Raw genomic sequence first — 22,597 nt, forward strand, 5'->3', positions numbered from 1 at the left:
CGTGTCGCTCAGCGCCTGCTGGCCATGGCCGCCGGCATCTGGCACAACTGGGAGGCGGGCGTGACCAGCAAACGCTCACTGACCGCGTTCGATCACTGACACCAACTTCACGGAATCAACCATCTAGAGTCCGAGCTCTTCCTCGGTCATCGCGTCGATCTCCAGGTAGATCTCCGCGACCTGGGCCAGCCGTCCTGGCACCGGCTCGTCGGCCTGCATCCTGGCCGCCATCGCGCCCACGGTCAGCGTCGTGAACAGCGTCCGCACCGTCACGTCCGACGTGTCCAGCGCCTCCCGCAGGCGGCCGACGATCATCGTCGCCAGCACCGAGTCGCCGCCCAGCGCGAAGAACGCGTCGTCGAGCCCGACCCGTTCGACGCCGAGCACCTCGGCCCAGATCTTCGCCAGCACCTGCTCCAGCGCGGAAACCGGTGCGACGTAGGTGTCCGCCTCGGCCGCCCAGTGTGCGGCGACGGCCTTGCGGTCGACCTTTCCGTTGGCGGTCAACGGCATCGCGTCCAGCACGATGACACGCGTCGGAACCATGTGCGGCGGCAGCAGGGTGCGGACGAACTCGCGGACCTCCTCGCCGTCCACCTCGCCCGCGACGGCAGCGACGAGCTGCGTGCCCGCCACGCCCGCCACTCCTCGCCGGACACCGGGGAACTCGGCCAGCGCCGCCTCGACCTCACCCAGTTCGATGCGCATGCCGCGCACCTTCACCTGGTGGTCGCGGCGGCCCAGGAACTCCAGCGTGCCGTCCGGCCAGTACCGCGCCAGGTCGCCCGTGCGGTACCAGCGACGGTCCTCCCAGGTGACGAACCTGTCCGCGGTGCGCTCCGGGTCGGCGCGGTAGCCGTGGGCCACGCCGTCGCCACCGATCCACAGCTCGCCAGTGACCCAGTCCGGGCAGTCGCGGCCGCGCACGTCCACGACCCGGCAGGCGACGTTGCGCAGCGGCGTGCCGTAGGGCACCGAACGCCACGACGGCGCCACCTCCCGCACCTCGCACACCGTCGAGTGGATCGCCGTCTCTGTGGTACCGCCGAGGCCCGCGAACCGGCAGGAGGGCGACTGCTCGAACACCCGGCCGGGCAGGTCCTTGCCCACCCAGTCGCCGCCCAGCAGCACCGTGCGCAGACCGGAGAGCTCACCGGGCCGTGCGGTCACGAGCAGCATGTCGAGCAACGCCGGCACGCAGTTCACCAGCGTCACGCCGCGTGTGGCGGCCAGCTCCACCCACTGGCGGGCTTCCTTGCGGTCGTCCTCCTCGACCAGCACGACAGCGCCGCCGGCGGAAAGCAGGCCGAACACGTCGTAGACGGAGAGGTCGAACTCCAGCGCCGACACGGCGAGGCAGCGGTCGGACGGGCCGATGCCGAAGCGCTCGTTCAGGTCGTCGATGGTGTTCATCGCGGCTCGGTGCGGCACCTCGACGCCCTTCGGCTCACCGGTGGAGCCGGACGTGAAGAGCACGTACGCGATGTTCTCCTCGGGCACCGTCACCGGTGACGCCAGCGGCTCGGCCGTCGAGTCCCACGACGTCAGCACGTGGTCGACGCCCGCGGTGCGCTTGATCCGCTCGGCTCGCGCGGGAGGCTGGTCGACGCCGATCGGCACGTACCCGGCGCCCGCAGCCAGCACACCGATGGCGGTGGCGACCAGCTCCGGGCCCTTGCGCTGGCTCACGCCGACCAGGTCTCCCGGCCGGACTCCGTCAGCCACCAGCGATCCCGCGATGCGCAGCGCCCTGTCGGCCAGCTCGCCGTAGGTCAGCACACCGTCGCGGCCCCACAGCAACGCCGGCGCGTCCGGCGTCTCCCGTGCCAGCGCGAAGAACCCGTCGTGCAGCAGCTTGCCGCTGCGCGGGCCCTCGGTCGCGTTGGCCGCGGCACGGACCTGGAGCTGGGACTCGGGCAACGCGCCCCCAGCCGGACGCTCCCACACGTCGTCGCGTTGCCCGAGGTTCGTGACGAGGTCGCGGAACGCCGCGAACATCGCGTCGATCACGCCCTCGGGGAAGGCGTGCTCGCGCACGTCCCAGTTGATCAGCAGGCCTTCGTTGACCTCGGTGACCTGTGCGTCCAGCAGCACCTGCGGGCCCTGCGACACGATCCACACAGCCTCGCCGAAGCAGCGGCGGACGCGGGCGTCGAAGAGCTCGCCGAGGTTCAGCGCGCTGGTGAACACGATCGGTGCCAGCACCTGCTCGCCGTGGTGGCGGGACAGGTCGCGCAGCACCTCGACACCCGAGTAGGCCGCGTGCGCCGCGTCCTCGTGCATCCGCGCCTGCAACGCCCGTGCGTGTGTCACGAACGACGCTTCCTCGCTCAGGTCGACCTCCAGCAGCACGGAGCTGGTGAAGTCGCCGACGAGCTTGTCCACGTCGGGGTGATCGCTCTGCCGGTCGAACATCGGCAGGTTCATCAGGAACCGCGGCTGAGCGCTCCACGCCGACAGCGTCTCGGCGAACGCGGCCGCCACCACCATCGCCGGGGTGAGGCCGTGCTCGTGTGCGCGGGCGGCGAGGCGCTTGCGGTCCTCCGGTGCGAGCCAGTGGTGGCGCCGGGTCACGCGGGAGGCGTCCGCGCGCTCGGACTCGGGCACCAGCGGCAGGTCCGGCGCGGTCGGCAGCTCGGGAATCCGGTGCTGCCACCACTCCCGCGCGGCGTCCTGCTCGGCCTTGCGGCTCAGCTCGCGCTCGGCGAGGTAACGCGGGTAGCTGTAGTTGATCGGCGCGGGCACGTGGTCGGGCTCGTCGTAGAACCGCGCCAGGTCGGCGAGCAGCACGCGGTAGCTCAGCGCGTCCGCGGCCAGCATGTCGACGTCGACGTGCAACCGGGCCCTGCCACCGGGCAGACGGCTCAGCGCCACGTGGAAGACCTCACCGTTCGCGACGTCCAGGCGCGCGTGTGACGAGGCGTCCCGCAGCTCCTCGAGCCGTTGCGCCACCACGTCTTCGTCCAACGAACGGAGGTCGTGCACGGTCAACGGGTCCTGGCGGCGGTCGGGCAGGATGCGCTGCTTGCCGTTGTCACCGAACTCCGCGCGCAACATGCCGTGCCGGGCGACGAGCTTGCGCACCGCCGTCGTGAGCCGCACCGGCTCCAGGTCCGGCCCGTCGAACTCGACGTAGAGGTGCGCGGCGACCGAGCCGAGCGTGGCCTCCTCGTCGCGGCCGATCCAGTACGCGTGCTGCATCAACGCGAGCGGGAACGGCGCGCTCTCGTCGACCTCGACCGTCACCTCCGGCTCCGGCGCCACGCCCGCGGCGTCAGCGAGGATCTTCCGCCAGTCCGCGAGCGTCGGGTTCTTCGCCAGCAGCGCGAACGGCACCTTCACACCGCTGCGCCGCCACTTGTTCGCCACCTGCATGAGCTGGATGGAGTCGAGGCCCCACTCGATCAGGCTGTCGTTCTCCGACAGCCCGGCCGCCTCCGGCCCCAACAGGTCGGTGACCTCGCGCAGGAGTTCCCCCGCTGTCGGCTGCTGACTCACCACGTGCCCAGCTCCACTTCGAACTCGTCGATGTCTTCTGCGGAAACGTCCACAAAGGACGTGTCGATCGCCGTCGGCGCGCTGCCTGCCAGTTCCGCGCGGAACTTCCCGACCAGCCCCGGCTCGTCAGGGCCCGTCACCTCCACGCGCAACGTGTCGCCGACGGCGACGGCGTTCACCTCCAACGCCCAGTGCGGTTTCTTCGGCGGTACCCGCAGCGCCGGTGCCTCCGGTGCCACGGTCCACGGCGAGCCCGTGCCCTCGCGCAGGCGGCCGTGGTAGTTGACGACGACCGTGGGTTCGCGCAGGCCCGCGAACGGCCGGACCAGGCCGTAGCCGAGCCCGTGGTCGGGCAGCGCGTCCAGCTGCTCGGCGATGTCGCGCAACCTGATACCCGGCCGCAGCCGCACCGGGTGGATCGTCGTGAACCAGCCGACCGTCGCGGACAGGTCGCAGCCGGGCGAGATCTGCTCCTCCCGGCCGTGGCCCTCGACCGCCACCACGACGTCACCACTGCGTCCGCGCCAGGTCTCCAACGCCCGTGCGAGCGCCGCCAGCAGCAGCTCCCGGACGCCCGTGGAGTCGGGCAGCGGCACGGTGAACTCGGTGACGAGCTGTTCGCCACCCAGCGGCAGCACTGTGTCCGCGCCGTCGAGCACATCGCGCCACAGGCCGGTCTCGCCGCCGCGCTGCTGTTCGGCGAGCAGCTGCGACCAGCGCCGGAACGACGTGCCGGTGCGTGTGAGCTCCCGGCCCGCCCACGCCTCGGCGAGGTCGTCCATCAGGATCCGCCACGACACCCCGTCGACCACCAGGTGGTCGGCGACGATCAGCACGCGGTCCTCGAACCGCACGACCTGGATCATCCGGTCGGCGGTGAGGCGTTCGCGTGCCGCGGTCAGCTCGGTGTCCAGGTCGTTCGTGGCACGGCGGACGACCTCGGCCGCGTCGAACGAGTTCGCGGGCACCTCCAGGGTCGTGCCGTCCCACCGGGAACGCAGCACGTCGTGCCGGTCCAGCACGGCCTGCACGGTCCGCACCAGCCCGTCGTGCGTCAGGCCGTCCGGCGCGACCAGCAGCATCGCCTGTGCGAGACCGCCACGGGTCCAGCGCATGATCGGCGTCGGCTCGACCCGGCCCACCGGCTCGTCGGAGATCGCGAGTGCGGGCGCCGAGATCAGCGTGGCCAGCGCGGCCGGGGTGCGGTGCTCGAACACCTGCCTCGGGGTGATCACCACCCCTGCCTTGCGAGCCCGGCTGACGAGCTGAACGGACAGGATGCTGTCGCCACCGAGCGTGAAGAAGCTGTCCTGTGCGCCGACCTCCGGCAGTCCGAGCACCTCGGCGAACAGCGCGCACAGCACGGCTTCCCGCTCGTCGGCGGGTTTGGCGTTCCCGGCGAGCGCGGCGAAGTCCGGCGCGGGCAACGCGTTGCGGTCGAGCTTGCCGCTCGGCGTGAGCGGCAGCTCGGCCAGCGGCACCAGCGCGGCCGGGACCATGTGGTCGGGCAGCTCGCGGGCCAGTTCGGCACGGATGGCGTCCGGCGTCGCGTCACCGACGACGTAACCGACGAGCCGGTCGTCCCGCACGACCACGACGGCCTGCCGCACGCCGGCGACCTTCGCGGCCGCCACCTCGATCTCACCGAGCTCGACGCGGAAGCCGCGGATCTTGACCTGGTCGTCGGTGCGGCCCAGGTACTCCAGCGCGTTTCCGCGCCACTTGACCAGGTCGCCGGTGCGGTAGAGCCGTTCGCCGGTGCCGAACGGGCTGGCGACGAACCGCGAGGCGGTGAGGCCCGGCCGGTTCAGATAGCCCTCGGCGAGCTGGACGCCCGCGAGGTAGAGCTCTCCCGGCACGCCGGGCGGGACCAGGCGCAGGTGCCGGTCGAGCACGTAGACCTGCGTGTTCCAGACGGGCTGGCCGATCGGCACGGTGCCGTCGCCGACACCTTCCGCCGTGTCCCAGTACGTGACGTCGACGGCTGCTTCGGTTGGGCCGTAGAGGTTGTGCACGTGCGGCAACGCGCGACCGAGGTCGGACGGCAACGCCTCACCACTGCAGATGACCCGCTTCAACGACTCCGGCCGCGCACCGGACTCGACGAACGCGCGCAGCATCGACGGTACGAAGTGGACGGTCGTGATGTTCTCGCGGTCGATGAGCTCGGCGAGGTAGGCGGGGTCCTTGTGGCCTTCCGGCTTGGCCACCACGAGGGTGGCGCCGGTGATGAGCGGCCAGAAGAACTCCCACACCGAGACGTCGAACGACGAGGGCGTCTTCTGCAGAACGCGATCCTCAGCGGTCAGGCCGTACTCGTCCTGCATCCACAGCAACCGGTTCACGATGGCCCGGTGCGACACCACCACGCCCTTGGGACGCCCGGTTGAACCGGACGTGTAGATCACATACGCCGCGTCACCCGGCCTGGGTGCCACCACTTCAGCACTCGGGCCGTCCAGCAGCCCCGGCTCCAGCACCACCACGGGCTGGGCGTCCTCGACCATCATCGCGAGGCGATCGGCCGGGTACGACGGGTCGAGCGGCAGATAAGCCGCGCCCGCCCGTTGCACGGCGTACAGCGCGACGATCAGCTCCAGCGAACGGTCCAGCCGCACACCCACGATCGAACCGGGACGAACACCCCGTGCTGCCAGACGTCCAGCCAGTTCGGAAACGCGGGCGTCCAGCTCGGCATAGGTCAGCGACGACCCCTCGAACACCACCGCGGTCGCGTCCGGCGTACGGGCGACCTGCTGAGAGAACAGGTCCACCAGCGTCGTGTCCGGCACCTGGTGGTCGGTGGTGCGTCCGAGCAGCGCCTCCCGCTCACCGGACGTGAGCACGGACGCCCTCGACAGCGCCTGGTCGGGATGGGCGACGAGCTGGCCGAGCAGACGGGTGAACCGCGCCACCAGGTCATCCACAGTGGACCTGTCGAACCTGCCCTCGCTGTAGACCAGCCAGCCGTCGAGTCCTCCGTCGCCGGAGTGCTCGAACAGGTGGAACGACAGGTCGAGCCGCGCGGTGTAGAAGTCGACGTGCTCCTCGCGCAGCGACGCCGCACCGAAAGGGACGGGTCCGCCGGACGCCCGCTGGAACGCGAGCATCACCTGGAACAGCGGGTGCCTGCCGAACTGCCGCGCCGGGTTGAGCGCCTCCACGATACGTTCGAACGGCAGATCCTGGTGCGCGTACGCCTCCAGGTCCGTGCGCCGCACCCGGTCCAGCACCTGCCGGAACGTCGGGTCACCGCTGAGGTCGGTGCGCAGCACCAGGTTGTTCACGAAGAACCCGACGAGACCGTCGAGCGCGGCGTCCGTCCTGCCCGCGACCGGCACGCCGAGCGGGATGTCGTCGCCGGCGCCGACCAGGCCGAGCAGTGCCGCGACCGCCGCCTGCACGGCCATGAACACCGTGCCGCCGGACTGCCGGGCGAGGTTCGCCAGAGCGCGATGGGTCCGCGCGTCGATGCGGAACGCCACGGCGTCACCCGCGTACGTCGCCTCGGCGGGACGCGGCCGGTCCGCGGGAAGGTCGATCTCCTCCGGCAGTTCGGCGAGCTGCCGCGTCCAGTAGGCGAGTTGAGCGGCGGCGAGGCTCTTCGGGTCCGCGTCGTTGCCGAGCAGTTCCCGTTGCCACAGCGCGTAGTCCGCGTACTGCACGGGCAGCGGCGTCCACGTGGGCGTACGGCCGCGCGACCGCTCGTGGTAGGCCGTCGTCAAGTCCGCGACGAGGCGCTCGGCAGACCAGCCGTCGCTCGCGATGTGGTGTGTCAGCAGCGAAAGCACGTGCGCGTTGTCGCCGGCTCGGTACAGCGTGGCCTCGAACGGCGGTTCGCGGTCGAGCTCGAACGCCCGTGCGGCCGCTTCGCGAGGTGCACCCTCTCCGAACTTCAGCGACGGCAGGACGTCCAGCACCTGCTGGTACGGCTTGCCCTCGAACTCGGGGTAGATGGTGCGCAGCACCTCGTGCCGCCGTACGACGTCCGCGAGTGCGAGGTTGAGCGCGTCGGTGTCCAGCCGGCCGTCGATGCGCACCGCGAACGGCACGTTGTAGGTCGCGCTCGGCCCCTCCAGCCGGTACAGGAACCACAACCGCTGCTGTGCCGACGACAGGGGGATCCGCCGCGGCCTCGGCATCGGGGTGAGCGCGGGCCGCCTGCGGCCGTGGGAGTCCAGCAGTGCCGCGAGTCCCGCGACCGTCGGCGCCTCGAAGACCTCACCGATCGCGATCTCCGCGCCGAGGTCGGAACGCAGCCGGCCGACGAGCCGGGTGGCGAGCAGCGAGTGCCCGCCTAGCGCGAAGAAGTCGTCGTGCCTGCCGACCCGCTCGACGCCGAGCAGCTCGGCGAAGAGCGCGGCGACCGCCTGCTCACTCGGCGTGGCCGGCTCTTCGGACACGGCGGTGAGCTCGGGCTCCGGCAGTGCCCTGCGGTCGAGCTTTCCGCTGGGCGACAACGGGAGCTGGTCGATCTCGACGATCACCGACGGCACCAGGTGCTCGGGCATCGCGGCGGCGAGCTTGGGCCGGATCGCCGTCACGTCCGCACCCTCGCGCAGCACGACGTAGCCGACGAGCTGCTGGCGTTCGGTCCGCGTCACCACGCCCGCGCTCACGACCTCCGGCAACGCCGTCAGCGCCGCCTCGATCTCGCCCAGCTCGACGCGGAAGCCGCGGATCTTGACCTGGTCGTCGGTGCGGCCCAGGTACTCCAGGGCGTGCCCGGTCCACCTGACGAGGTCACCGGTGCGGTAGAGCCGTAGTCCCGCGCCGAACGGGCTGGCGACGAACCGTGAGGCGGTCAGGCCAGGCCGGTTGAGGTACCCCTCGGCCAGCTGCACGCCACCGAGGTACAGCTCGCCCGCGACACCGGGCGCGACCGGCTTGAGGAACCGGTCGAGCACGTAGGTCTGGGTGTTCCAGACCGGCAGGCCGATCGGCACGGTGCCGGTGCCGACCCCGGCGGAGGCCGGCCAGTAGGTGACGTCGACGGCTGCTTCCGTTGGGCCGTAGAGGTTGTGCACGTGGGGCAGTGCGCGTCCGAGGTCGGACGGCAGCGCCTCGCCGCTGCAGATCACGCGCTTGAGGGACTGGGGCCGGGCGCCGGACTCGACGAACGCGCGCAGCATCGAAGGTACGAAGTGGACGGTCGTGACGTTCTCGCGGTCGATGAGCTCCGCGAGATAGGCGGGATCCTTGTGGCCTTCCGGTTTCGCGACCACGAGGGTGGCGCCGGTGATGAGCGGCCAGAAGAACTCCCACACCGAGACGTCGAACGACGAAGGCGTCTTCTGCAGAACGCGATCCTCAGCGGTCAGGCCGTACTCGTCCTGCATCCACCGCAGCCGGTTCACGATCGCGCGGTGCGACACCACGACGCCCTTGGGACGGCCGGTGGACCCGGAGGTGTAGATCACGTAGGCCGCGTCACCCGGTGCGGGCGCTACTACCTCGGCGGCCGGACCGTCGAGCAGACCCGGCTCGAGCACCACGACGGGCTGGGCGTCTTCGATCATCATCGCCAGCCGGTCGGCCGGGTACGACGGATCCAGCGGCAGGTAAGCGGCACCGGCCCGCTGCGCGCCGAGGAGCGCGATGATCAGGTCCAGTGAGCGGTCCAGGTGCACACCGACGATCGAACCGGGCCGAACCCCCTGAGCGGCCAGGCGTCCGGCCAGCTCGGAGACCCGCGCGTCCAGTTCGGCGTACGTCAGCGAGGAGCCCTCGAAGACGACGGCGGTGGCGTCGGGGGTGCGGGCGGCCTGCTGCGAGAACAGCTCCACCAGCGTCGTGTCCGGCACCTCGACCTCGGCGCCGAGCAGCTGCGACCGTTCGTCCTCTGCGAGGAAGTCCAGGGCGCTCAACCTGGTCGACGGGTCCGCGAGCGCTGTCGTGAGCAGGTTCTCCAGGTGTGCCAGGAACCTGCCGACGGTCGCGTGGGTGAACAGCTCGGTGGAGAACGTGGCCTCGACGCGCATCTGCCCGCCGGTGACGAACGCCTCCAGCGCCAGGTCGAACTGGGTCGTGTCGTTGTGCACGGTCTCCCAGCCGGCCTGCACGCCCGGCAGGTCGAAGCCCTGCAGACCCTGTACCAGGAACAGCAGCATCACGTCGAACAGCACCGAGCGGCCGGGCACCCGCGGCGGCCGCAGGCGTTCGACGAGCAGGTCGAACGGCAGGTCCTGGTGCGCGTAGCCGTCGGTGCACACCTTCTGCACGCGCTGCACCAGCTCGGCGAACGACGGGTCGCCGGTCAGGTCGGCGCGCAGCACCAGCGTGTTGCCGAAGTTGCCGATCAGCTTCTCGACCTCGCCCGCGTCCCGGTTCATCGAGGCCGAGCCGATCGGCACGTCGGTCGCGCCGGTGTACCGGCCGAGCAGTGCCGCGTAGGCCGCGAACACCACCATGAACGGCGTGACGCCACGGGTCTGCGCGAACTCGCTGACCAGTTCGGTCACGCTCGGATCGAACGTGCGGAAGATCCGGTCGCCCCGGTCCGACCGCACGGCGGGCCTGGGCAGGTCCGTCGGCAGCGGCAGGTTCTCCGGCATCGGGTCCAGCGCGCGCCGCCAGTGTTCGATCTCGCGGTCGAGCTTGGAGCCGAGCGTCTTGCGCTGCCACACCGCGAAGTCCGCGTACTGGATGGGCAACGGGTCGAGCTCGGCCGGACGGCCCGTCGTGTCCTCGCGGTACAGCGCCGAGAGGTCGCGGGAGAGCGTGTTGAACGTGAAGCCGTCCCACGCGATGTGGTGCACGGTCAGCACCAGCACGTTGTCGTCCTCGCCGCGCCGCAGCAGCCGCAGCCGCAACGGGTGCTCGCGCCGCAGGTCGAAGACGTGCCCGGACTCCTCGCGGGCGATCCGCGCGACGGCGCCGTCCCGCTCGACGGGGTCGAGTCCGCGCAGATCGGAGTCCGGCATGGTCACCACGGCGAACTTGTCCACGACCTGGCGGGGTTCGCCGTCGGCGCCCTCGGTGTAGCGGGTGCGCAGGATTTCGTGGCGTTCCACCAGCCGCTGGAACGACCGGTGCAGCGCCGCCGTGTCGAGCGGGCCGCGCAGGTCGATCGCGAGACACACGTTGTAGGCGGGGCTGTTCGGCGCGATCTGCTGCAGGAACCACATCCGCGACTGCGCGTACGACAACGGGAGGTCGTCGTCGCTGTCACGCTTGGGGATCTGCGCCGTGTTCGCGAGACCGGCCTCGGCCAGCCTGCGGCGCATCAGCTCGCGCTTGCGGGCGGCAAGGTCACTCACCAGGGGTCTCCTTCGAGATCAGCGTCAACGCGGCGAACCACTCACGCGAAAGCTCGCGGATGCGGTCCTCGGTGAAGAGCGCGGCCGGCCACTGCCAGTCGGCCTCCAGGACCGACCCGCGCACCAGCACGTTGAGCACCAGGCAGTACGGGGCGGGTGCGGCGTCGTCGGCCCCGCCACCCATCGCGCCCACCTCGGGCGCACCGGTCCACGGCTCGCCTTCGCGTTCGCCGATGGTCAGCCTGCCGAGGTAGTTGAACTCCAGCTGAGGCTCCGGGAGCCGCGCCAGCTCGGCCGCCGTGTCCGGGTTGAGGTAGCGCAGCAGGCCGTGGCCGATGCCCTTGTCCGGCACCGCGAGCTGCTCGCTGACCTGCCGCAGTCCCTTGTGGACGTCCGAGGCGAGATCGCCGGGATCGACGCGCACCGGGTAGACGCTGGTGAACCAGCCGACCGTGCCGGACAGGTCGGCGCCGGGCACGACCTGTTCCTCACGCCCGTGGCCTTCCAGCGCCAGCAGCAGGGACGTGTCGGACGTGTCCCGCCAACGGGAGACCGCGTGCGCCAGGCCGGCCAGCAGGACGTCGTCGACGGTGACGCCGTGCCGCGCGGGCACCCTCGTCAGCAACGCTTCGGTGGTCTCCTCGTCGAGGAACGTGCGCGTGGCGCGAATCGTGGCGCGGGTGTCGACCGCCGGGTCGAGCCTGCGCGTGCCGAGCAACGGATCCGGGCCGGAGAGCATCTGGCGCCACAGCGGCAGTTCCGGCGTCCTCGCCCGTGCGGCCTCCTGAAGTCCGGTGGCCCACTCGCGGAACGACGTGCCGAGCGGTGGCAGCTCCTCGCCGTTCCACAGACCGGCGAGCTCGGGCACCAGCACACCCCACGAAGCGCCGTCGACGACGAGGTGGTGCAGCAGCACGAGCAGCCGGCCCTGACGGTCGCCGGTGTCGAACCACACGAACCGCGCCATGTCACCGGTCGCGGGGCGCAGCTCGGCCAGCTCCTCCTCCATCACCGCCGGCAGCAGCTGTGCGATGTCCTGGTAGGACGAGGAGGTCGCGTCGATCCGGCGCACGACAGGCTGCACCGAACCACGCGGCGGAACGGTGAAACCGCCGTCGAACCGCGCGCGCAGCACGTCGTGCCGGTCGAGCAGCGCCCCCACCAGCTCCACCAGCCGCGGCTCGGTCAGCTCAGCGGGCGTGCAGAGCAGGCGGGCCTGGCTGAGCCGGTCGTACGGGCCGTTGTCGCGCAGCCAGTGCAGCATCGGCGTCAGCGGCACCTCCCCGACGCCGTCCGACTGTCCGGAGTGGACGGCGTCGCGGACGACAGCCGCCAGCGCGGCCACGGTCCGCTGCTCGAACACGTCACGCGGGCTGAACGAGAGTCCGGCACCACGTGCCTTGCTCACCAGCCGCATCGACACGATGGAATCGCCGCCCAGGGCGAAGAAGCTGTCGTCGGCCCCGACCACGGGCAGGCCGAGGACCTCGGCGAAGAGCTCCGCGATCTGCTTCTCCCGCTCGGTGACGGGCGGCCGGGACGCCGCCGCCGTCCAGTCCGGCGCGGGCAGTGCCTTCACGTCGAGCTTGTCGTTGCGGGTCAACGGGAACGAGTCGACGCGCACGATCGCCGCCGGCACCATGTGCTCCGGCAGACGCGCGGCCACCTGCTCGCGCAGCCCGTCGGTGCCGCTCGCCACGACGTACGCCACGAGCTGCTTCACCCCCGGCACGTCCTCGCGGGCGATGACGACGGCGCGCTGGACGCGTTCGTCGCGCAGCAGCACCGCTTCGATCTCACCGGGTTCGATGCGGAACCCGCGGATCTTCACCTGGTCGTCGACGCGGCCGAGCAGTTCGATCAGGCCCTCGCCGTTCCACCGCGCCACGTCACCGGTGCGGTACATGCGGGTGCCGGGCGCGCCGAACGGGTCGGCGACGAACCGCTCGGCGGTCGTGCCAGGACGTTTGAGGTAGCCGCGGGCAAGGCCCTCGCCCGCGATGTACAGCTCGCCCTCGACGCCCGGCGGGCACGGCCGCAGGTCGCGGTCGAGGACGTAGGCGTGCGCGTTGCCGACCGGTGAGCCGATGCACGGGTTCTCGGTGCGGTCGAAGTCGCACGCCGCCGAGTCGACGGTGCATTCCGTCGGGCCGTAGAGGTTGTAGATCGCGAGGTCCGGCTCCGCGCGCAGCGACCGCCACAACGGCAGCGGAACCGCCTCGCCGCCGACACCGAGCACCTTCAGCGCACCGCGCCAGCCCGGTTCCGACGCGACCTGCGCGAGCAACGACGGCGACAGCTCGACGAACTCGATCTCGTGGTCCGCCAGGAACTTCCGCAGCAGGTCGGCGTCGCGCCGGGTGTCGGCGGGCACCAGGTGCAGCTCGTGCCCGGCGAACATCCACAGCATCGGCTGCCACGAGGCGTCGAACGCCATCGGCCACGCGTGTGCGACCCGCAGCGGGCGGCCGACGCGCGCCTGAGCGGGGTCGAAGAGATCGGTGCGGTGACTGATCAGCAGGTTCGCGATCGCCCGGTGCGGCACCACGACCGCCTTGGGCGTGCCGGTGGACCCGGAGGTGTAGATCACGTACGCGGGGTGCTCCGGCCGGGCGATCGGCTCCAGGTCGTCACCCGGCACGTCGGTGACGTCGGGCAGGCTGGTCAGCACGATCGCGGGTTCGGCGTCGCGCAGCATGAAGTCGACGCGCTCGGCCGGCCACTCCGGGTCGAGCGGCAGGTACGCGGCGCCCGCCTTGAACGCCGCCGCGAGCGCCACCAGCACGTCCGGACCCGGAGGCAGGAGCAGCGCGACGATCTTCTCCGGCCCGGCACCCGCCTCGATCAGCCTGCGGGCCACCCGGTTCGCGAGCTCGTTCCACTCGCGGAACGTCAGCCTGCGCTCGCCCGCGACGATCGCGACCGCGTCCGGCGTGCGGCGGGCCTGCTCGGCCAGCACCTCCGCGAGAGTGCCGCCGGTGTCGAGCACCTTGCCGGTGCCCCACTCGCGGAGAGCGGCGATCTCGTTGTCGCTCAACAGCTCCACGTGCCGCACGTCGATGTCCGGCTGGTCGGCGAACACCTCGGCGGCGCGCCGGAACCGCTCGGCGAGCGTGTGCGCCCACGCCTCGTCGAAAACACCCGGCCGGTACTCGAAGACGACCGTGAGCCGTTCCTCGGCGCCGACGGCGAGGGTGAGCGGGTAGTGCGTGGAGTCGTCGACCTCGACCTGGCTGATCGTGATGCCCGCGGCGCGTTCCTGTTCGGCCACGGCGTCGGTGTCGACCGGGTAGCTCTCGAACACCACCAGCGTGTCGAACAGGTCGCCCTGCCCGACGGCGCGCTGGACCTCGGTCAGGCCGATGTGCTGGTGCTCCATCAACGCGCCCTGCTCGTCCTGCACGGACCTCAGCACGTCGAGCACGGTGCCTCGGGTGCGCACGCGCACAGGCACGGTGTTGATGAACAGACCGATCATGCTGTCGACACCGGGCAGGTCGGCCGGCCGGCCGGACACCGTCGCGCCGAACACGACGTCCTTGCGGTTCGTCGCCTGCGCGAGCAGCAGTCCCCACAGGCCCTGGACGACGGTGTTGACGGTGAGGCTGTGCTCGCGGGCGCGGGCGTAGATCCGCGCGGTCAGGTCCTCCGGCAGCTCCAGCCGCACCTTGCCCGGCCGGACGGGAACCTTCGGTGCCGCCGGGGCGAGCAGCGTCGGGCCCTCGACGTCGCCGATCGCGTCGAGCCACGCGGTGACGGACGTGTCGCGGTCCTGCGCGGCGAGCCACGCCAGGTAGTCGCGGTACGGCCGCGGCGCGGGCGGCGTGGCGCCCCGGTACAGCTCGAGGAGCTCCCGCACCAGCAGCGGCAGCGACCAGCCGTCGAGCAGCACGTGGTGGTTGCTGATCACCAGGCGGAAGTCCCGCTCGGCCAGCTCGACGAGCGTCATCCGCAGCAACGGCGGCTCGTCGAGCGTGAACCTGGTGGTCCGGTCGCGCTCGAGGAACTCGGCGAGCTCGGTGGTCGTGAGCTCGTGCTCGGCCCACGGCAGCTCGACGTCGCGCAGGACGACCTGGACGGGCTCGTCCACGTCCTCGTGCACCAGCGCGACCCGGAGGTTGGCGTGCCGGTCCAGCAACGCCTGCGCCGCCTCGTGCAGCCGGCCGGCGTCGACGTCACCGCTGAGGCCGAGGACGAACTGCGCGGTGTAGACGTCGTCCGCCGACTCGTCGTACAGGGCGTGGAACAACATGCCCTGCTGCAACGGCGACAGCGGCAGCACGTCCTCGATGGGGTCGCTCACTTCTTCCGCCATTTCGCTGCGATCTTGTCCAGCTGCTTCTGCTGCAAAGACACCAGTGGCACGTCCGACGGGGTCAGCGCGGACACCTCACCCCCGCGCGTCTCGGCGACGAGCGCCTCCAGCGCCGTCCGCCAGGCCTGGGCGATCCGGTCCACTTCGGACCTGGTCCTGGCACCGGTCCACGACCAGGTCGCCTTGACGACCGGACCGTCCGCCCGGTCCTCGGTGACGACGTTGATCTCGAGCGGCCGGTGCTGGGTGCCGGGCTCCGGCAACCGCTCGCTCGCGGGCACCCAGAAGCCCTCCGCGGTCGCGAGGTCGAAGCGGCCGAGGTAGTTGAAGCCGATCACCGGGTCCGTCTCCCCGTGCAGGAGTCCGTGGCCGATGCCGTTGTTCGGCACCGCCCGCAGCTTTTCCTTGACCTGCTTGAGGGTGTCGCCCGGCGTGGCGGCTGGCGTCAGCGCGACCGGGTAGACCGTGGTGAACCAGCCGATGGTGCGGGAGAGGTCGGCGCCGGGCACGAGGTGCTCCTCGCGGCCGTGGCCTTCCAGCGCGACGGTCTCGGCCTTGCCCAGCGCGGTCGCGAGCGCGGCCAGCAGCACGTCCTGCACACCCGCGCGGAACGCACCGGGCACCTCACGCAGCATCGCGGCCGCCAGGTCGCCGTCGATCTCGTCGGTGCGCGACCCCGCGATCGGGCCAGGACGCACCGGCTCGGTGGCGGCGAAGGCCTGCTGCTGCCACCACTGCGCCTCGGTTTCGGACGGCGTGGGCAGGTTCCTGGCCCACCAGCGGAACGAGGTCGGCACCGGGTCGAGCTTGACCGGGTTGCCCTCGGTCCGGGAGGTGAAGGCCTGCTCCAGGTCACCTGCCAGGACTCGCCACGACACGCTGTCCACGGCGAGGTGGTGGATCACGAGCAGCAGCCGGCCCGGCGTTGTCGGTCCGAGGTCGAACCACACCGCTCGCAGGAGTGCGCCCGCCGCCGGGTCCAGCTCGGCTGAGACGCGCTCGAACTCCTGGTGCACCAACGGTTCCAGGGCGCCGTCCACCCGCACGTGGCTGAACACACCCTCGGGTGCGGAGGCGGGCACGGTGAGCACGCCGTCGGCGAACCGGGCGCGCAGCATGTCGTGGTGTGACAGCAAAGCGTTCACGGCATCGGCGAACGGTTCCGGCCCTTCGGCGGGAGGCACGCGCAACAACGCGGACTGAGCCATCTTCTCGTCGCCGGAGGTCGCCCACCAGCGGATGATCGGCGTCAGCGGTACCTCGCCCACACCGTTCGCGCGCTCCTCGTCGTGCGCGGCAGGCGGTTCGCCGACCACGCGGGCGAGCGCCGCGGCGTTCTGGAACTCGAAGACCTGGCGCGGCGAGATCCGCAGCCCGGCGGCGCGAGCCCTGCCCACGAACTGGATGGACAGGATGCTGTCGCCACCGAGAGAGAAGAAGTTGTCGTCCGGGCTGACCCGTTCGATCTTCAGCACGTCGGCCATGAGACCGCACAGCAGCTTCTCCGCCGCAGTCTCCGCCTCCCGGCCGGTGGTCGTCTCCGCGGGAGGTTCCGGCAGCGCCTTGCGGTTCACCTTGCCCGAGGGCATCAGCGGGAACTCGTCGAGGAACATGAACCGCTGCGGGACCATGTGGTCCGGCAGGCGGGTGCGCAGCCAGTCGTCCAGACCGTCCACTTCGGACCCGATGTAGTACCCCACGAGACGCTTGTCGCGCAGCAGCACCACCGCCCGGCGCACGCCCGCGTGCTGTTCGAGAACGGCCTCGATCTCCTCCAGCTCGACCCGCATGCCGCGGATCTTGATCTGGTTGTCGGCACGGCCGAGGAACTCCAGCGTGCCGTCCGGGCACCAGCGCGCGAGGTCACCGGTGCGGTACAGGCGGGAACCGGGCGGCCCGAACGGATCCGCGACGAACGCCGCGGCCGTGCGGCGCGGGTCGTTGATGTAACCGCGGCCCAGGTACACGCCACCCGCGTACAGCTCGCCGGGCACACCGACGGGCACCCGCCGCAGGTTCGTGTCGAGCACGTGCAGCTGCGTGTTGCCGTTCGGGCGGCCGATCGACACCGCACCACGCACGGCGCTCGGCTCGCGGTACACGACGTGGCTGACGCCGATCGTCGCCTCGGCCGGACCGTAACCGTGGTACATCACCGCGTCGCTGACCGCGCGGAACCGGGCGAACAGCTCCGGCGTGAGCACCTCGCCGCCGCACCAGACGTGGCGCAGCGACCGCCCGCGCCGCTGGAAGTCCGGCAGGGCGATCAGCAGGTCGAGGATCGACGACGGCAGGTAGGTGTAGGTGACGTCGTGCCGCTCGATGATCCCGAGCAGGTAGTCGATGTCACGCTCACCGCCGGGTTCGGCGATGACGAGCTTGGCGCCGGTGGTGAGCGGCAGGAACACCTCGTTGATGGAGATGTCGAACCCGAGCGGCGCCTTGAACAACCCGCCGTCACCCGGCCCGAAGCCGAGCAGTTCCCGCTGCCACAGCAGCCGGTGCGTGATGGCCCGGTGCCTGATCATCGCGCCCTTGGGCGTGCCGGTGGACCCGGACGTGTAGATCACGTACGCGAGGCTCTCCGGCTCGATCTCCACGCCGAGGTTCACCGGATCCTCTGCGTCGAGGTCGACGTGCAGCACGGGGATGCCCAGGCCGCGCACCGGTCCGTCGTGCTCCGGTCCGCTCAGCACGGCGGCGAGCTTCGCGCTGGCGGCCACCTCGGCGATCCGCTGCGCCGGCCACGAGGGCTCCAGCGGCACGAACGCGCCACCGGCCTTCTCGACGGCGAGCAACCCGACGACGAGCTCGAGCGACCGCTCCCAGTGCATGCCGACCGTGCGCTCCGGCCCGACCCCGGCTTCCTGGAGCCTGCGGGCGAGGTGGTTGGCCCTGGCGTTGAGCTCGGCGTAGGTCAGCGACCGCTCGTGGAACTCGACGGCCACGGCCTGCGGAGTGCGGGCCACCTGCTCCTCGACCAGCGCGGTGAGGGTGGTCACCCGCCGTTCCTCGGCCGTGTCGTTGAACCCGTCGAGCACCGCGCGTTCGGTGTCGTCGAGCAGGTCGACGGTGTTGATCCGCTGCTCCGGCTTGGCGACGAGGGTCGTCAGCACCTGGACCAGCCTGCGCGCCAACTGGTCCACAGTGGACTGGTCGAACCGGTCGGCCGAGTAGGTGATCAGGCAGTCGTCGTCCCCGAAGTGGAACGCCAGGTCGAACTTCGCCCCGGTGACCCCGGTGGCGATCGGCTCGACGACGAGGTCCGCGAGGGAGAGGTCGGCCGCGCCGTCGTCCCGGCGCGACACCATGACCTGGAAGAGCGGGTGCCTGCCCGGCGACCGCGGCGGGCTGAGCGCGTCGACGACCTGCTCGAACGGCAGGTCCTGGTGCGAGAACGCGTCGAGGTCGGCGTCGCGCACCCGTGCCAGCAGCTCGCGGAACGCCGGGTTGCCGGACAGGTCGGTGCGCAGCACGAGCGTGTTGACGAAGTAGCCGACGACGTCGTCGAGGGCGGCGTCGGTGCGGCCGGCGACCGGGGTGCCCAGCGGGATGTCGTCACCTGCGCCCATCGCCGCGAGCAGGACGGCGGTGGCGGCCTGGCCGATCATCAGCTCGGTGACGCCGAGCTTGCGGCCCAGCGCGCGCAGGCGGCCGGCGAGCCCTTCCGGGAACTCGACGGTGACGCTGCCCGCCTTGCGGGTCGTCTCGCGCGAACGTGGGCGGTCGGCCGGGAGTGCGATCTCCTCGGGCAGACCTTCCAGCTTCTTCGCCCAGTGGGCACGCTCGTGGTCGGTGGCGAGTTCCTGCTGCCACAGTGCGAAATCCGCGTACTGAACCGGGAGGGGCGCCCACTGCGGAGCTTCGCCTTCCCGTCGCGCCGCGTAGGCGGTGGCCAGGTCCCGGAACAGCGGACGGGCCGACCACTCGTCGGCCGCGGAGTGGTGCACGACCAGGGCGAGGACGTGTTCGGCGGGGCCGATGGTGAGCAGTTCGGCGCGGAACGGGATTTCCTCGTCGAGCCGGAACGGCCGGTTCACCGCCGCTGCGACGAACTCCTTCTCGTCGGCACCGGAGCGCCTGATCGCCTTGATGACAGGGGCTTCCCGCACGTGCTGGCCTTCGTCGGACAGCAACGTTCGCAGCGACTCGTGCCGAGCCGCGACGTCAGTGAGTGCGGCGTCCAGGGCGTCGGCGTCGAGCCATCCCGTCAGCCGCGCCGCGAACGGGAGGTTGTACGTGGCGTCCGGGCCCTCCAGCCGATGCAGGAACCACAGGCTGCGCTGCGAGGCGGACATCGGCACGACCGCGCGCCGTTCCCGTGCCACCAGCTCGGGCCGCGTGTTGCCACCGTCCAGCAACCGCGCCAGCCGGGCGACCGTGGGTGCGTCGAACACCGCACGGATCCGCAGGTCGGCGTTCAGCGTGCGGCGGATCCGGCTCACCAGCCTGGTCGCGAGCAGCGAGTGCCCGCCCAGCGCGAAGAAGTCGTCGTCCCTGCCGACCCGCTCGACGCCGAGCACGTCGGCGAAGAGCCCCGCCAGCACCTGCTCGCGCGGATCACGCGCCGCCTCACCGGCGGACTCCGCGACTTCAGGTGACGGCAGCGCACTGCGGTCGAGCTTCCCGTTCGGCGTCAACGGCATCTCGTCCAGCACGATGATCGCCGACGGCACCAGCTGCTCCGGCAGCCGGTCCAGCAACGCACGCCGCGCCGCGGCGGGATCGAGTCCGTCGCCGGTCACGTAACCGATGAGCTGCTGGCGTTCGGCGAACACCCGAGCCGCCGCCGCGCGAACCCCCGGCAGCGCCGTCAGGGCGGCCTCGACCTCACCCAGCTCGACGCGGAAGCCGCGAACCTTGACCTGGTCGTCCGACCGGCCGAGGTGCTCGAGGGCCACGCCGTTCCAGCGCACCACGTCGCCGGTGCGGTAAAGCCGTTGTCCCGCAACGAACGGGCTGGCGACGAACCGCGCCGCGGTGAGGCCTGGCCGGTCGAGGTAGCCGTCGGCCAGCTGGGCGCCGCCGACGTACAGCTCGCCCGGGACACCGGGCGGCACCGGTCGCAGGTACCGGTCGAGCACGTGGATCTGGGTGTTCCAGACCGGACGGCCGATGGGCACCGTGGCCGTCCCCGCTCCTCCGCTCGCGTCCCAGCGAGTCACCTGCACGGTGGTTTCGGTGGGGCCGTAGACGTTGTGGACGTGGGGCGCCGCGCCGGCCAGGTCGGACGGCAGCGCTTCACCCCCGCAGACGATCCGGCGCAGGGATGCCGGCGGCGCGCCGGCGTCCAGGAACACCCGCAACGCGGAGGGCACGAACTGTGCCGTCGTGACCCGTTCCCGCTCGATCAGCTCCGCGAGGTAGGAGGGATCCTTGTGCCCCTGCGGTTTCGCGACGACGAGGGTGGCGCCGCTGACGAGCGGCAGGAACAGCTCCCACACCGACGCGTCGAAGCTCGACGGGGTCTTCTGCAGCACCCGGTCGTCCGGGGTGATCCCGTACTCGGCGCGCATCCACAGCAGCTGGTTCACGATCGCGCAGTGCGACACCACGACACCCTTGGGGCGGCCGGTGGAGCCGGACGTGTAGATCACGTAGGCCGAGTCACCCGGCGCGGGCGTCACGATTTCGGCGGTGGGACCGTCGAGCAGGCCCGGTTCGAGCACCACGACCGGCCGGGCGTCTTCGATCATCATCGCGAGGCGGTCGGCCGGGTAGGACGGGTCGAGCGGCAGATAGGCCGCACCCGCGCGTTGTGCGCCGAGCAGTGCGACGATCAGTTCGAGCGAGCGGTCGAGGTGCACACCGACGATCGAGCCGGGACGGACGCCCCTGGCGGCGAGTTGTCCCGCCAGCTCGTCCGCCCGTGCGTCCAGTTCGGCGTAGGTCAGCGAGGAGTCCTCGAAGACGACGGCGGTGGCGTCCGGAGTACGGGCGGCCTGCTGCGAGAACAGCTCCACCAGGGTCGTGTCCGGCACGGGGTGCGCGGTCGAGTTCGGGACCGTGATCGTGGCGTGGAACTCCGCGGGAGACAACGGTTCCAGGTGAGCGACGAGCAGGTCGGGCGTGGCCGCGAACCGCTCCAGCACATCCAGCAGACGCGCGGCGACGCGGTCGGCGGCGGTGAAGCGGGCCGGGTCGTGGGCGAGGCGCAGCGACAGCGACTCGCCGGGGACGACCAGCAGGGCCAGCGGGTAGTGGGAGGCGTCGTGCGACTCGATCGCGGTCAGCAGCGAGTCCTCGAAGTCGGTACCGGGATAGCTCTCGAAGACCAAGAGCGTGTCGAACAGCGTCGACTGGCCCGCCGCACGCTGGATGTCGGCGAGGCCGAGGTGCTGGTGGTCGAGCAGGGCGGCCTGTTCGGCCTGCACGCGCGTGGCCAGTTCGGCGAGGGTTTCGCTGGGGGAGAGGCGAATGCGGGCCGGCACGGTGTTGATCAGCATGCCGACGATGGACTCGACGCCGGCCACGTCGGGGTGGCGGCCGGAGACCGTGGCGCCGAAGACGACGTCGTCACGGCCGGTCTGCTCGCCCAGCACGAGAGCCCACGCCGCCTGCACGACGGAGTTCACGGTGAGGCCGCGGTCACGCGCGGTGCGGGTGAGCGCTGCCGTCGTCGGGGCGGGCAGGGTGGCTTCGACGAAGGTGGGCAACCCGGAGGGTGCCTCGCGGGTGGCGACGAGCGTGGGGCCGTCCAGTCCCGCGAGCGCGTCCGCCCACGCGCGCGAGGCGGCCTGAGTGTCCTGTTTGGACAGCCAGCTCAGATGGTCGCGGAACGGCCGCACGGGCGGCAGCTCCCCGCCCGAGTACAGGGTCAGCAGCTCGCGCACGAGCACGGGCGCGGACCAGCCGTCCCACAGCAGGTGGTGCGCCGAGATGATCAGCACCGGGCCGGTTGCGGTGCGCGCCAGCGTGAAGCGCACCAGCGGTGGCCGGCCGAGGTCGAACGGCGCCGTGCGGTCCGCTTCCAGCAGACGCCGCAACGCCTCGGGGTCCGCGCAGTCGGCCTCGTGCCACGGCAGGTCGACCGATCGGTAGACGACCTGCACGAACTGGCCGGAGGACTGGGTGCGGAACGAGGCTCGTAAGGTCGTGTGGCGCCGCATCAGCCGGTCGGCGGCCGTGCGCAACCGGTCGGCGTCGACGTCGCCGGACAGGTGCAGCACGGTTTGCACGGTGTAGACGTCGACGCCCTCGCCGAGCAGGGCGTGGAACACCATGCCCTGCTGGAGAGGCGTCAGCGGTAGGACGTCCTCGACGTTCGACGCCACGCTTCAGCGCTCGCCGCGGACGAGGCTCAACGGACGCATGTCCGTCCAGTTCGCCTCGATGTACGCGAGGCAGGCCTCGCGGGTGTCCTCGCCGAACACGACTCGCCAGCCCTCGGGGACCTCGGCGAACGTCGGCCAGAGTGAGAACTGACCCTCATCGTTGACCAGTGCGTGGAAACGCCCGTTGTCGTCGTCGAAGGGGTTCGTCACAGCAAGCCTCCAGTTCGGGGGGTTAACTGAGGCTTACCTTA

Annotated in this window: 5 protein-coding genes and 1 pseudogene; 1 reads left to right on the forward strand and 5 read right to left on the reverse strand. The window is 71.3% G+C overall.

The features are described from left to right. Positions 1–99: pseudogene (locus ABFX45_RS31150) on the forward strand (IS982 family transposase); the annotation flags it as partial. Between the two features lie 24 nt (positions 100–123). On the opposite strand, the gene ABFX45_RS31155 reads toward ABFX45_RS31150, so the two are convergent. Genes ABFX45_RS31155 through ABFX45_RS31175 form a run of 5 tightly spaced genes read right to left on the reverse strand, consistent with a single transcriptional unit; the run spans position 124 to position 22,556 of the window. Continuing rightward, positions 124–3,501: an amino acid adenylation domain-containing protein gene (locus tag ABFX45_RS31155; protein ID WP_428834206.1), complete on the reverse strand. Its 3,378-nt coding sequence runs from the start codon at positions 3,499–3,501 to the stop codon at positions 124–126. Beyond that, positions 3,495–10,757, reverse strand: a complete 7,263-nt coding sequence (locus ABFX45_RS31160; protein WP_346133798.1) for an amino acid adenylation domain-containing protein — start codon at positions 10,755–10,757, stop codon at positions 3,495–3,497. The genes ABFX45_RS31155 and ABFX45_RS31160 overlap by 7 nt, the downstream gene beginning before the upstream one ends. Continuing rightward, on the reverse strand, positions 10,750–15,060 hold the full coding sequence (locus ABFX45_RS31165) for an amino acid adenylation domain-containing protein (RefSeq protein WP_346133800.1): 4,311 nt from the start codon (positions 15,058–15,060) through the stop codon (positions 10,750–10,752). The genes ABFX45_RS31160 and ABFX45_RS31165 overlap by 8 nt, the downstream gene beginning before the upstream one ends. After that, positions 15,057–22,346 (reverse strand): amino acid adenylation domain-containing protein, encoded by a 7,290-nt coding sequence (locus ABFX45_RS31170; RefSeq protein ID WP_346133802.1) that lies wholly within the window; start codon positions 22,344–22,346, stop codon positions 15,057–15,059. The genes ABFX45_RS31165 and ABFX45_RS31170 overlap by 4 nt, the downstream gene beginning before the upstream one ends. A 3-nt stretch (positions 22,347–22,349) precedes the next feature. Further along, a complete protein-coding gene (locus ABFX45_RS31175) occupies positions 22,350–22,556 on the reverse strand; it encodes an MbtH family protein (protein ID WP_109639892.1) in 207 nt (68 codons plus the stop codon). Positions 22,557–22,597 lie beyond the last annotated feature (41 nt).

The sequence above is a fragment of the Lentzea roselyniae genome (assembly GCF_039537795.1).
In the GTDB taxonomy this organism is placed as follows: Bacteria; Actinomycetota; Actinomycetes; order Mycobacteriales; family Pseudonocardiaceae; genus Lentzea; species Lentzea atacamensis.